Here is a 13,710-nt window from a genome sequence, read left to right on the forward strand (position 1 = left end):
CATACTACGGTATAGTCTGCAGTCGGTTTCCTTGTATCGCAGCTATCTAGATTTGACTATCACTTATCAAGCATTAAAAAACACGCTAAAGTTATCGGCTTTAGCGTGTTTTTTGTGTCTGAATGCTTTTAGCTACATCTGTCGTTTTATGAGATAAAAACCCAACGCCGCACTACCGATAATCGGTAACAACACCATTAATAAAGGTGAAAAGCCAGTCGCCAATGAGACAAAGCCCACTAAATCCTGAACGTAACTAAACAGCAAACCAAAGAGTAAAGCCACCACAATACGCAAGCCTAAGCTATGGGTGCGCAGCGAGCCAAAGACAAAGGAGCAAGCGACAATCACCAGTGACAAGATGGACAAAGGTGACAGCAGCTTCTGCCAAAATGATAGCTCATGATCTAAGGAACGTTTGCCTTGCTGCTGCATAAATTGTCGATGTTTATAGAGCTGAGTGAGCGATAAGTCTTCTGCTTCACGTGTCAGTAAATAAACAGATTCGGGTGCAAAGGGCAGGCTTAAAGTATTCAATGGGGCTCTAGACTGACTGCTCTCGAAGCCTTGATTAATAGTCAGCTCAGTCATATTGTTCAGCTGCCACTCATAACGATATTGCTCGCTCGGTTCGGTACTGGCAGTAGGCGCTGGTATACGTCCACTATAACGTCCGCCCTCAGCATGAGTAGCTGTTTGCAAATTGCCATCATTATCCAAATGCCAACGCTTGACCTCTCCGATGTTGCCTTGTACATCCGCATAATCAATATACAAAATATCACTACCATCAGGCTGTGCGTCACCATCATTATTACTGGCAAAGCGTGGCTGCATCGTCCAATAGCCGCGTACAGAAGTGACCAGCGAACTACTGTCTTCGTTATTAATCTCTTTTGCCAATTGATTCGAATGCGGCAGTACGAACTGATTGATAGCCAGTGCGAGTATGACAAAAATCAAAGCCGGTTGCAGTACCCAACCGACGATACGATAAATACTGACACCAGCGGCGCGCATGACCACCAGCTCACTCTTACTGGCTAGTAACCCTAAACCTACCACGGCACCAAGTAGCGCACCAGTCGGCATGAATTGCTCTAAGAAATAGGGTGAGCGGTAAAAAATATATCTGAGCGCATCAGACATAGTGTAGCTATCGGTCAGATCCTCAAGCTCAGACAAGTAGGTAAATAGGACTTGTAACGCCCATAGCCCAACTACTGCGGCGATAATCGCGAGAAGTGCATTGGTTTTGACATAACGTCCCAGCACTTTTAAGTTAGAAGACGGGCTTTGAGAGACTTGAGCTTTAGATAACAAGGAGCGCATTATAGTTGCCCTCCATTAGAGTCTTTTCTTAAATTATCGACAGAGCCTAATGACTTATCTTCTAAACGCACACGCAATCGATGCTGGAATCGGCTACCCCAGTTCATATAAAGCGCCAATGCCATAAACCCTAATACCAACCATGCATATGCCCATACGCTCACACTGCCTTTACCCACGGCATTCTTCAAAGATATGATACCTAGTGCACAGCTGACAAATAATAAAATAGAGGGGAACAGGCGTAACCAGCGACCTTGACGCGGACGTACTTGCGCAAGTGGCACTGCCAACATAGGAGCGATAATCATCAGCCAAGGTAAGGCAAAGCGATAGCCAAGCTCACCTTGTGCCGCACGTAATGCGTTAACACTACCAACTTGCGCGCCACCAGTTGCCGCTTGCCATAACTGCCCAATTTTTTGGGTTTCGATATTATTCTCAGTCACTATCTCTTTAGAGGATTCAGTCAAAGTAATACGGTAACGATCAAAGCCCACTTGATTATATTTAAGACTTCCTGCGCCCACTTCATAGCGGCGACCTTGAAATAAATCTAGCTGCGTCACGCCGCTACTTGCACTGTCTACTTGCTCAGCGCGTTTAGCCAAAGTAATGGTATCTTTGCTAATAGACTGATTACTATTCTTCATAGTATCAATCAACTCTTTGGGTAACTCAGGGCTGTTTACAGTATTTGCCGTATTTATATCTGGGGCAGATAGGTTTTTAGTAGAGCTGCCTTTTTTGATAGGCTCAGACTGGATAAGTACCACATCTTGCAGTTGCTTTTTATCGTCACTGAGACTGCCTACATACAGATGATAATTACCACTACTGATAAACTCATTAGGTCGAATCAAATCAAAAGCGCTGGTTAATGCTTGCTGCTGCCAAACAGTCTCAGATGAGCGCACGCCCCACGGTTTGCCGACAATCGATAGTGCCGCCTCACCCACAAACAACGCCAAGATTAATGGCGTCATCAATCGGGCAAGCTTACCACGTGAGACCCCACTGGCATTAATAACCGCCATCTCTTGATCGACATACAAGCGTCCGAACACCAGCATTAATGCAATAAAAAATGCCAGTGGTAAAATAAGCTCTAAGAAATACGGCAAGTTATAACCAATAATGATAAATAACAGGCTGACATCTAAGTTGCCTTCAGCGGCAATTCCAAAGTAACGAATCAGGCGTCCACCGAGCATCATCACCACCAAAAACCCCAATACTAAAGCGGTAGTGGAGGCAACCTGACGGGTCATGTAGCGGCGTAATATCACAATAGGTACTCTTAAACAGTTGGTATTCGCGCGATTTGGCGCGTGCTTATTGACAAATTTCAGCGTGGTATCTAGATATTGTAGGCGTAGCGCTTTTCATACGAATACTTAAATAGCTGTAAACGTAACTAAGTCACTTATTAGCTATACCGTATAAAAATTAGCGATTAAGATAACCGCTAATGCTAGCATGTTTTGGCAAAAAATAGCGGTGAAATGTGTTTGAAAACATTACCTAACCCTTGCTAGTTACGTATTTGTACGTTTTTTTGTGAGTTGACAGACGATATGATAAAGAAACAATAAAGCTTAACAACAGCTGAGGATAAGCGAGTTTAATAATATGAAGTCTTTGGTTTATTTAATTTAGAAAGGTTTGTTTGTCATTCGTATCACTCACCGAATATTGCCAGTATTAATTGCTAAACTCGTTAGCTGTCAGCACTTATTAATATCAATGTTCAGAACTTACTACCCAGAAATTGCCAATAGTCAGAATTCATACTTATAACGCACAATGGAGAATAAAATGTCTAATCCTTCTACCCTACTTGAGTTAGCTGGTGGTGAATTTGATAAGCTCGATTGGTCAAATTGCGCTGTCGTCTTTATTGATTATCAAAACGAATACGTGAACGGTGCTATGCCGCTAGGTCAATTAGGTAGCAAGGCGATTGCAAACGCAAGCCTGCTGCTTGATAAAGCCCGTAAAGAAGATATCCCTATCTTTCATATCGCTCATCATGGTGCAGATAATGGCAATGTCTTTGATCCATTATCCTCTAACGTCGCTATTGTTGACGATCTAAAACCGATGGATGGCGAAAAAACTATCACCAAGAAGCACCCTAATGCTTTTTACAACACTGACCTTAAAGAACTTATCTCATCTACTCAAAAACAGCAGATTATTTTTGCTGGTTTTATGAGTCATATGTGTGTCAGCTCAAGCGTAAGGGCTGCTTTTGATTTAGGCTTTCAGAATTTCGTCTGCCATGATGCTTGTGCCACTCGTGACCTTCCTAGTGACAAAAGAGAGACGATAAGTGCTGACATCATGCATGATACTGCTATGGCAGCTTTGCAAGATAGATTTGCAGCCTTAGTCTCGACTGATGAACTGGTCAATGCTTAATCGCCAATAAGTTGATCGCTCATAGATGACAAGTTAAGTAAAATAGCGCAGAAAATTGTATGAAAACATTACCTAATCCCTGCCATCTGCGCACTGAGTAGCTGATATGCTACACTATAAAGATAGCTAAACATGCTAACCAACTTAACTCTATGCAGTCATGGTAAGAACGCTTTTATCACTCTAGGTGCAGGATTCACCAATCTCGAATGAGTGATAAATAAGCTATGCGTGACATTTTTTTATTTTAAAAATTTGATGTGAAATATTTGCATTAATTGTAGACTTAATCACCAATATTACTTGCATCATTTGTTTACGATTCTAGTTTTACCACTCTAATAAGGATAACTATATGAATATTAAATTATCTCAGCACCTGCCTAAAACTCATACACAAAAGATTCTAAAAAAAGAAGCGAAGAGTAAAGACGAAGCTTGCCTAGTGGTCTTGGTTGATGACAAGAAAAACATTCTTGCTGCATCAGCGTTAACTGATTATACCGCACGTATCGAGCAGTTGATTGAAGTCTCACACTTTAACGGTAAAGCCTGTGAAACGGTTGCTGATTATGCCTTAGCAGGTGACAAAAAAACCACCAAGCAAAATCCTGTCCAAGTGTTATTAGTCGGTGTAGGTAACGTTGATAAACTTAATGAAAACGTACTACAGAAAATTGCTAAGACCATCTATACCAGTACTCAAAAGCGTGTAGCATCTATTACTGTCGCGTTGGGTGATGCCTTAGATGAGAATCAATTCAGTCAATTCGCTCTTAATCTGTTAGCGGCGACTTATCGTTTTGATAAATATAAGTCTGAGCAGACTACGCCAGTACTTAACGATATCTATCTAGTAGCTGACGAGTCATTACAGCCTGCGCTAGAATTCGCAAAATCCGTGTTTGCTGGTCAAAGCTTAACTCGTGACGTGGCTAATGAGCCAGGTAATATCTGTTTCCCAGCGTATATGGCAGAACAAGCCGAAACCCTTGCAACAACCTATCCTGACTTGTTAAAAGTGACGGTACTAGGTGAAGACGAGATGTCAGCATTGGGTATGAACTGCTTCTTAGCGGTAGCACAAGGCTCTACTAAAGAAGGCAAGCTCGTGCTTATGGAGTATCGCGGTAAATCTAACTTCAGTGCGAATGCGGGCTCTACCAAAGAAACGACTAGCAGTGCGAAAGTTTCTGGTGGTCTAAAAGCATTGGCTGATAAATTACCGACCAAAACTTCTAACAAGAAATCTGCTAAAAATGCAGTGACAAGTAGTGATAATAATGCACAAGCTGTCAACGACGATGCTCCTATCGTACTAGTCGGTAAAGGCGTAACCTTTGATTCAGGTGGTATCTCAATTAAGCCAGGTGCGGCAATGGATGAGATGAAGTTTGACATGGGCGGCTCAGCAGCAGTACTGGGGACGATTAAAGCTCTATGTGAAGCGCGTCTGCCGATTAACGTCGTTGGTGCTTTAGCTTGCGCAGAAAACATGCCATCAGGTGATGCAACCCGCCCTGGCGATATCGTTAAAGCCATGAATGGCAAGTCAGTTGAAATCTTAAATACCGATGCTGAAGGCCGTTTAGTGTTAGCAGATACTTTATGCTACGTACAACGCTATCAGCCAACAGCCATCATCGATGTAGCAACATTGACTGGTGCTTGCGTGGTTGCTTTAGGTCATGTGCGCTCAGCAGTCTTTAGTAATGATGAAGACGTATTATTCGACTTAGAAAATGCTAGTAACTTATCGGGTGATCTCATTTGGCATATGCCGATGGATGACGAATATCAAGCGCAGCTCGATTCGCCAATCGCTGATATGCAAAATATCGGTGGTAAAGGTGCAGGGGCAGTAACTGCCGCATGCTTCTTATCGCGCTTCGTTGAAGAAGGTCAAGCATGGGCGCATTTAGACATTGCTGGCACGGCGTGGAACTCAGGCAAAGATAAAGCGGCAACTGGTCGCCCTGTGCCGTTATTTATGCAATACTTAAAAAACAGCGCAAATATGGCCTAATCGATTTATGAAAATCAGTTTTTATGTTTTAAGTGAGAGTAAAGCCCAAGATTTCTTGGGCTTTATTTGTCAGTTGACTCAAACGGCGCTCAATAAAAGTACTCAGTCAATACTGATTCTTATTAAAGATGACGCGTTGCTATCAACGCTTGATGAGGCGCTATGGGCACAAGATGCTGCCAGCTTTATACCGCATCAACGCCTATCCAATGTTGATACTAAAGGTGCTGATATTGATGTTGCTACTAGCAACCCTTTAGCACCGGTATTGCTTGGTGCTTATATGCCAGCAGATTTTAATGGTATCGTACTCAATACTACGATACATCCGGTCAATGATTTCATGGCAGCGACCAGCAATGCTAAACCTTCTCGCGTCCTTGAGCTAATAAAACCTGACGCCATCAGCGTTCAAGAAGGTCGTCACAAATACAAGATCTACCAACAATTAGGCTATGAGCTTACTCACTTTAAAGTGTAGTTGGCTCATTTCTCTTATGAAGCTATGATGCTTCGACTGTTATTATCTATGCAACCTTCCTCACCTATTAGACCTTATAGATAGGCCAGTTTTTTACAAACTAGTTATTGCCTATACTCGCCTGCGAATTTTATTTTATTCATTACACTTTTTCTTTTTTCATCTTCTTCTTATCTCTCTTTATCACTTTGATATCTACCCACCTCTAGTATGACTGGTATGCGAATATCTGAAAAAATGCTACCATCCGTCGATTAGTTTTTTACTTCCATTATTAACTTACTTTTTACTGACTAACTAAAGGGTGTATAGATGCGTTCATTGACTGCGATGTACCAGCGTATAGGGCTGGTGCCGCTCATTATTATTGGTTTAATATTAGGAGTATTAATTGGTTGGTTGGCACCAAATATTGGGATTGCATTAGGATTATTAGGTACGTTATTTGTGGGTGCGCTAAAAGCAGTTGCCCCGATATTGGTATTTATTTTGGTCATGGCAGCGATTAGTCAACATCGCAGTGGTAATGAAGTCTACGTTAAACCCGTACTTATCATGTATATGTTTGGCACATTTTTGGCGGCATTGACGGCAGTGGGCGCCAGCTTTTTATTCCCGACCGAATTGGTTTTAGTAAATGCTACCATCGAGCAAGTCCCACCTGCTAACCTCAAAGAAGTATTAACCAATCTTCTTATGAATCTAGTCGCAAACCCTGTTAATGCTATTGCGGAAGCCAACTATATCGGTATCTTAGCATGGGCAATTATCATCGGCTTTGCCCTGCGTCAAGCCAGCGATACTGCTCGTACCGTTGTCGGCGATTTTGCTGATGCCATCTCTCAAGTCGTGAAGTGGGTTATTGCCCTAGCGCCTTTTGGTATCTTAGGCTTGGTTGCCAATACCGTCGCCGAGACAGGTTTTGCTTCTTTAGCAGGTTATGCGCGTATTTTGATGGTGCTGGTCGGTTGTATGCTGTTTATCGCTCTAGTGGCCAACCCTATCATCGTCCTCATTAAGACTGGCAAAAATCCTTATCCACTAGTGTTTACTTGCCTGCGCGAGTCAGGGATTACGGCATTCTTTACGCGTAGTTCGGCGGCCAACATTCCCGTCAACATGAACCTTGCCCGTAAACTAGGTCTGCACGAAGATACTTATTCAGTAACTATTCCACTGGGTGCGACTATTAATATGGCAGGCGCGGCGATTACAATTAACGTTTTAACACTTGCTGCTGCGCATACTTTGGGTATCGAAGTAACGTTTGCGTCAGCGCTGCTACTAAGCCTAGTTGCAACCGTTAGTGCTTGCGGTGCATCTGGTGTCGCTGGTGGTTCTTTATTATTGATTCCATTGGCTGCGAGCCTATTTAGTATTCCAAATGACATTGCAATGCAAGTGGTTGCGATTGGCTTTATCATTGGTGTCATTCAAGACTCTGCAGAAACAGCACTAAACTCTTCAACTGACGTACTATTTACCGCAGCAGCTGATCCTAAATATTCACGTTAATTGATAGATATTCAGATTTATAAATTAAGCTTCACAAACAGAAAAGGGTCCAATTCATCATTGAGGCCCTTTTTGTATGTCTACTTTTTACTATCAAACTAACTATTTTAAATGTTCAATATCTACTTCAATGATTGGTGCTTGCCCTTCTAACTGACGTTTTAATTGACGTAATTGTTCGACTTCATCTAGCAGCTCAAGTATCAAACCAATCGCCGGCACACTGGCTTCAAAGTCACGACTCAGACGTGAGGCGCGGCGTACCGTCGTCAGCTGATAGCCGGTAAATTGCTGGTGCTCTGGTACATCATATTCAATGACATTTTCTTCAATCAACGCCAGTACCCATTGATGGTCTTGACCACAGGCAGACACTAGCTCATCTAAGCTCAATACAATATCGTTTAATTCGGGCGAGTTTTTCATAATTATCATCCTCGTTATCTCTTTATTTTCATCGTCTTCAATTGAGCATCCTATCTCTCTATCAACGGCTGATTGAGGTGCCGGCAAACGCTTGCTTTAATTGCTCATAAGCTTGGGTTGCAGTCTCGCTACTGATATCAGGGTTGACGATATTTAAGGTTAAATATAAATCACCCGCTTGCTTAGCAGGAATTCCTTTACCCTTTAGACGTAAACTGCTACCAGATTTGCTGTTTTTAGGAACCGTCACGCCAAGTGTACCTGCTGGCGTACTGACGTTGATTTTGTCTCCCAATGCCGCTTCCCATGGCGCTATATTGACTGTTTGATAAACGTCCGCGCCTTCGATACGAATGTTAGCTGCGTGATTGATTTTGACCTTCAAGAATAAATCACCATTTTTGCCATTACCGCCACCAGCAGCACCTTGCCCTGCTAAGCGAATTTGCTTGCCATCAGTGATGCCTTTAGGAATCTTAATCTTAAGGGTTTTATTCTCATAATCTACACTGCCATTGGGCTGACGGACAGGGACATTTAACTTAATACTATAATCGTCTCCGCTATAGACCGAGGTTAAATCCACAGTAATCTCTGCATGTTGGTCTTGACCCTTGCTATCTTGCGACCCAAAACCACCACCAAATTGATCAAAGCCACTACTTTGAGAGCGGCTACCTGTCTGTCCACCAGCTGAGCCACGTGCCCCACGTCCAAATGCCGAAAATATATCATCGAAGCGAAAACCGCCACCACCGAAGGCTTCGCCCTCTCCGAACTGATCTTTCATATCTTCCCAGCGGAAACCACCCTGCCCACCGCCAGCCGATTGACCACCGAAGCCGCCAGCACTACCTCGTCCAGCGAATGGATTATTTAGCATCGCGTCATACTCGCTACGCTTGTCCTTGTCCCTAAGCGTCTCGTAAGCATTGTTAATCTCAGCAATCTTATTGTCAGCATCTGGATCGTCACTGACATCTGGATGAAATTGTCGAACGAGCTTACGGTACTTTTTCTTGATATCAGCGTCTGAGGCGTCTTTTTTGACCCCTAAAATGTCATAGTAGTTTTTCTCTGCCATGTTGTTTTTCCTTATCGTATTTTTTGCTAACAATCCAGTTAATAGATAATATGGGGATACTGAGTCAGTATTTCATTTTTTCGCCTGCGGCCATAGCTAACAAATTCTTACCAGTAATGATGCCAAGCGACACTAGCATTTGTATTATCTGAATCACTTAAAACATCATTATTAGCGTGTGTCACTATATTAGCGTGCGTCACTATGATTCTGGCATCATTGTTCTTTGACAACTGTTGGCGTAGTGTCAGTTTGGTGAGGGCAATGGATGCACGTCCCTCTCGTTTAGAAGCAATATAAGACAACTCAGCACTTTGTTTGTAATAATAAGTAAGAATATAGCAAGGTTTTTTTACATTATGTTAGCTATTTCTAATTAGGTTTTTATGACGTTAATTATGCTATATCGATAGTTCTGGTCTTTATATATTACCTAGTTACATTGTATTGTTATATTTCCAGTATTTTGTTGACTTCTTTATGAGAATCAATCTTTATAAGGCTACTTTCAGTACTTATATCATCATTTTTTTAACTGAAAAATATCTTTTTCTTCTTAAAAAACAGGTATTTGACCTCATGAGTTTTTTACACAGCAGTAATAATATGACAAGCTCACTCTTGTAAAATCTCCCTATTATTCATACTCATAGGGAGTATAAATACGTAGGCAAAAATATCTGTCTATCTTATAAACTGCATAAAGGTATTAAATGTCTTATTTAATCAAGTCTTTAGTTGTCACATTATCACTATTACTTACTACCACAGTCTTTGCTGGCAACACCAGTTATTATGGTAATAAGTTTCATGGTAAACGTACCGCTAGTGGAAGCATCTTTAATATGAATGCTATGACTGCCGCGCATAAAACGCTGCCTTTTGGTACGAAGGTAGAAGTGACCAACAAAAAGACAAAGCAGAGCGTAATAGTAAAAATCACGGATAGAGGACCTTTTACGAAAGGACGAATCCTTGATTTGTCTAAAGGCGCTGCTGGTAAAATAAACTGTCAACTTTGTACGACCACTATGAAGATACTATCTTATGGTGATGGCAAATACCGTAGACAATAATGTAATAAAAAGGGAGAGCTAACGCTCTCCCTTTTTTTATGTCTGCTATTTTAAGTAAATAATAGCTTTAAGTGCACAACCGCATCGCACTTATTAGAGCTGTCTAGTCAAAACTGGCTTCCATCTCTTCTAGCGTCGTCATCGACAGCAATAACTTTTCTTCATTATCGCTATGCTGCTGCTGTAGCGCAGTCTGCTCATTCAGTAAAACAAGCAAATCAGACTTGCGACTTTCTTCATAAAGGGTGGTGTCAGCAAGCTTTTCTTCGAGCATAACTAGCTGTCCATCAATCTTAGCTAATGCTTTTTCTGTATTTTCAATCTCACGGCGAATCGGTGCCGTTAGCTTGCGTTGCTCAGCTGCCATCTTGCGCTGCGCATCTTTACTAAGCGCAGGCTGAACAGCTTTGTTATTTGCTGGCGCAGTAGATGTTTTATTGTTTACTTGGCTCGTTGCTTGACTGTCGTTCGTTTCACGTGAAACAAACTTCTTATTGGCTTTTTTGTTCTTTTTCTTACTACTGCCTTTATCTGACGAATTTTCTTGTTTGCGTTTTTCTGCTAACCACTTACCATAATCACTAATATCACCATCGAATTCATCGATTTGACCATCATGGACCAGATATAACTCATCACAGACGTTAGCAATCAACTCGCGATCATGCGAGACCAGTACCACTGCCCCTTCAAAGCCTTGCAAGGCAATGGTCAATGCTTGGCGCATTTGTAAGTCTAAATGGTTGGTTGGCTCATCAAGTACCAGGACGTTCGGACGTTGCCAGACAATCAAAGCCAGTGTCAGACGGGCGCGCTCGCCACCTGAAAATAGCTCACTGATGGTATCGATACGGTCGCCACGGAAATCAAAGCTACCTAAAAACGAGCGCAGCATCGCATCGGACGTTTTACCTGCTAAACGACGTAACATCTCGATTGGGGTTGCCTTAGGGTCAAGGATATCCATTTGATGCTGATTAAAGTAGCCAAGTTTCAGCGTATCTGAAACGTTATAACTGCCTTTTAATACACCCAGCTCACCGACCAAGGCTTTAACCAAAGTCGATTTACCCGCGCCATTCATGCCTAATAGTCCGATACGCGTATCAGGGGTCACTTGCACATTGGCATTATAAAGTAGTGGCGTATCGCTATAACCAATATCGGCATCGGTTAGCTCAATCAATGGCGAGCTCATATTCGCTGGCTCGTAAAAGCGGAACGAAAATGGATTATCCGCCATCATCGGTGATAGCTCTGCCATACGCTCAAGCTGCTTGATACGGCTCTGTGCTTGCTTGGCTTTACTGGCCTTAGCACGGAAGCGACGAATAAAGTCATCCAAATGTGCTTTGGTTGCTTCTTGCTTCTCAAACGCTTGTTGCTGCTGCGCCATACGCTCATGACGAGTACGGATAAACTGCTGATAGTTACCCGTATAAAGGGTGATTTTTTGCTGCTCAACGTGCAAGATATGACCGACAGTATTGTCCAAGAAGGTTTGATCATGTGAGATAACGATGACCAGACCGGTAAAGGCATTAATCCAAGTCTCAAGCCACAGAATGGCATCCAAGTCCAAATGGTTGGTTGGCTCATCGAGTAGCATTAAGTCTGCACGGCTCATCAAGGTTTTGGCGAGGTTTAAACGCATACGCCAACCACCCGAAAACCCTTCTACGGGCAGCTCATGCTGATTGGTGTTAAAACCTAATCCCGCCATGATTTGTGCGGCTTTGGTTGGGGTGCGATAGCCATCGATCTCATCAAACTGCTGATGCAACACTCCAATCTGCTCATCACTGACACTGCTCAAATCGTTTAAAGCAGCGTTAATCTCATACCACTGCTCGTCACCACTTAATACATAATCAATCGCCGTTTGTGCACTCGCGCCCACTTCCTGCGCCATATGCGCCACATGCCAGCTATCAGGAATGCTCACTTCGCCCCTATCAAGGGTAACCTCGGTATCACCAGTGCCCATCCGCGTCAGTAATAAGGCAAACAAGGTCGATTTACCAGTGCCGTTGTTGCCCGTCAAGCCAACTTTGTGGCCCGGATGTAGCTGAAAGCTTGCCCCTGCAAACAATTCACGACCATCACGGCGAACACCAACGTCTTTAAATTCGATCATATAATTTCTTCATCTCAACAGTAATATAAAATATAAGGCAATAAGAAACACACATCTGGCATGTTAACTGGCGGCTATTATTTCAAACGCTTGCCCCATAGGCAAACGATTAAATAACTATTTTAAAACCAAGCATTTATTATAAGAAGTAACTTGAGGTTTGATTGGCAATTATAGGCATAATAAATGCTTAGCTTTGACTAATTGAATGTCATTATAGTTGATTCAATTTAAAAGAGGGTCAAGGCAACCGAATGCAGATGTATAGGTGATACTTCAAACGAGGTTAACACCGTCACTCTTTTATAGTGGATTGACTATATAGAGTCACTCTTGACAAACTAATCGTTACCCCCATTATGATATACTGCTATAAGATAAGTACCGGCCTTCAACTAAATAGTTATGATGGCACAAATACTATATTTATAATGCTCCATTAGTCACACCGATAACATCGCCATAATCACAGCACCCAATCGAATCAAACGCCGTGCGTATCTTTATTTGCAACTATTTAACTGCAAACCCAAACAGGACGACGACAGCATTTGATCCTAGCAACTGAGGTAGATATGAACGAATCAGCCAACCAATTTAGCCCAAGCTCAAGCCAACCAGTAGACCCAACCATATTAAGTTTAACTGATAGCGCGGCACAAAAAGTACGTCGCTTACGTGAAGAAGAAGGTGATAGCGACCTTATGTTACGTGTCTATGTAACTGGTGGCGGCTGTTCAGGTTTCTCTTATGGTTTTAACTTTGCCAATGACTTAAATGAAGACGATGCCAACTTTGATAACGGTGATGTGACTTTAGTTGTAGATTCGCTTAGTTATCAGTACTTACAAGGCTCTACTGTTGATTATACCGAAGGGTTAGAGGGCGCGCGCTTTATCGTGACCAATCCAAATGCGACTACCACTTGTGGTTGTGGTTCGTCATTCTCTATCTAAATGACTGCTTTAATATTGATTGTTTAAATTATTTGTTTTGCTAAGGCACCTATCTGATTGTTAGGTGCTTTTTAGTCTAATAACTTTATCCTAAGTGTCTTGGTATGGATAAAGCTGTAATTACATGGTACAAGTAACGAAAAAATGAAGGTAAATACGCGTGAATAGCACCGATTATCTTAGTTTTTTGCTACTATTTTCTAGTTAGTTTTCCCGTCAAAATCGGTCGGATCAGCCTTGGATAAAGCTTATC

11 protein-coding genes are annotated in these 13,710 nt (G+C 42.2%); 6 read left to right on the forward strand and 5 right to left on the reverse strand.

The genetic code is table 11. From position 1 onward, the window contains the following. Positions 1-132: 132 nt before the first annotated feature. Complete coding sequence (gene lptG, locus ACTQ9S_RS09300; RefSeq protein ID WP_068325348.1) at positions 133-1,332, reverse strand: LPS export ABC transporter permease LptG; 1,200 nt, start codon at positions 1,330-1,332, stop codon at positions 133-135. Further along, on the reverse strand, positions 1,332-2,621 hold the full coding sequence (locus ACTQ9S_RS09305) for an LPS export ABC transporter permease LptF (protein ID WP_440454774.1): 1,290 nt from the start codon (positions 2,619-2,621) through the stop codon (positions 1,332-1,334). The genes lptG and ACTQ9S_RS09305 overlap by 1 nt, the downstream gene beginning before the upstream one ends. 529 nt (positions 2,622-3,150) lie before the next feature. Between ACTQ9S_RS09305 and ACTQ9S_RS09310 the strand changes: the two genes are divergently transcribed. The 4 genes from ACTQ9S_RS09310 to sstT all read left to right on the forward strand — a co-directional run bounded on the left by ACTQ9S_RS09310 (position 3,151) and on the right by sstT (position 7,778). Continuing rightward, positions 3,151-3,756, forward strand: a complete 606-nt coding sequence (locus tag ACTQ9S_RS09310) for a cysteine hydrolase family protein (protein ID WP_350657156.1) — start codon at positions 3,151-3,153, stop codon at positions 3,754-3,756. A 355-nt stretch (positions 3,757-4,111) separates the two neighbouring features. Continuing rightward, on the forward strand, positions 4,112-5,782 hold the full coding sequence (locus ACTQ9S_RS09315; RefSeq protein WP_440454775.1) for a leucyl aminopeptidase: 1,671 nt from the start codon (positions 4,112-4,114) through the stop codon (positions 5,780-5,782). 7 nt (positions 5,783-5,789) lie between these two features. Continuing rightward, positions 5,790-6,263, forward strand: a complete 474-nt coding sequence (locus tag ACTQ9S_RS09320; RefSeq protein ID WP_440454776.1) for a DNA polymerase III subunit chi — start codon at positions 5,790-5,792, stop codon at positions 6,261-6,263. Positions 6,264-6,575: 312 nt separating this feature from the next. After that, positions 6,576-7,778, forward strand: coding sequence for a serine/threonine transporter SstT (gene sstT, locus ACTQ9S_RS09325; protein ID WP_068033629.1), 1,203 nt, complete (start codon positions 6,576-6,578; stop codon positions 7,776-7,778). 102 nt (positions 7,779-7,880) lie between these two features. Here sstT and ACTQ9S_RS09330 read toward each other — a convergent pair whose 3' ends face one another. Together ACTQ9S_RS09330 and ACTQ9S_RS09335 are read right to left on the reverse strand one after the other, a co-directional pair. Continuing rightward, positions 7,881-8,204 carry a chaperone modulator CbpM gene (locus ACTQ9S_RS09330; protein ID WP_440454777.1) on the reverse strand — a complete coding sequence of 108 codons (324 nt, stop codon included), beginning with the start codon at positions 8,202-8,204 and terminating at the stop codon, positions 7,881-7,883. 61 nt (positions 8,205-8,265) lie between these two features. Further along, positions 8,266-9,288 carry a DnaJ C-terminal domain-containing protein gene (locus ACTQ9S_RS09335; RefSeq protein WP_440454778.1) on the reverse strand — a complete coding sequence of 341 codons (1,023 nt, stop codon included), beginning with the start codon at positions 9,286-9,288 and terminating at the stop codon, positions 8,266-8,268. 713 nt (positions 9,289-10,001) lie between these two features. Between ACTQ9S_RS09335 and ACTQ9S_RS09340 the strand changes: the two genes are divergently transcribed. Then, entirely contained in the window at positions 10,002-10,364 is a 363-nt protein-coding gene (locus ACTQ9S_RS09340; RefSeq protein ID WP_068033623.1) for a septal ring lytic transglycosylase RlpA family protein, read from the forward strand. Between the two features lie 103 nt (positions 10,365-10,467). Here the strand turns inward: ACTQ9S_RS09340 and ACTQ9S_RS09345 are convergent, their stop codons facing one another. Then, positions 10,468-12,501 carry an ATP-binding cassette domain-containing protein gene (locus tag ACTQ9S_RS09345; protein ID WP_350657152.1) on the reverse strand — a complete coding sequence of 678 codons (2,034 nt, stop codon included), beginning with the start codon at positions 12,499-12,501 and terminating at the stop codon, positions 10,468-10,470. A 575-nt stretch (positions 12,502-13,076) separates the two neighbouring features. Between ACTQ9S_RS09345 and erpA the strand changes: the two genes are divergently transcribed. After that, positions 13,077-13,457 carry an iron-sulfur cluster insertion protein ErpA gene (gene erpA, locus ACTQ9S_RS09350; RefSeq protein ID WP_021813277.1) on the forward strand — a complete coding sequence of 127 codons (381 nt, stop codon included), beginning with the start codon at positions 13,077-13,079 and terminating at the stop codon, positions 13,455-13,457. The last annotated feature ends 253 nt before the right edge of the window (positions 13,458-13,710 follow it).

Origin of the sequence: Psychrobacter sp. ASPA161_9, from assembly GCF_051970275.1 — a bacterium.
Taxonomy (GTDB): Bacteria; Pseudomonadota; Gammaproteobacteria; order Pseudomonadales; family Moraxellaceae; genus Psychrobacter.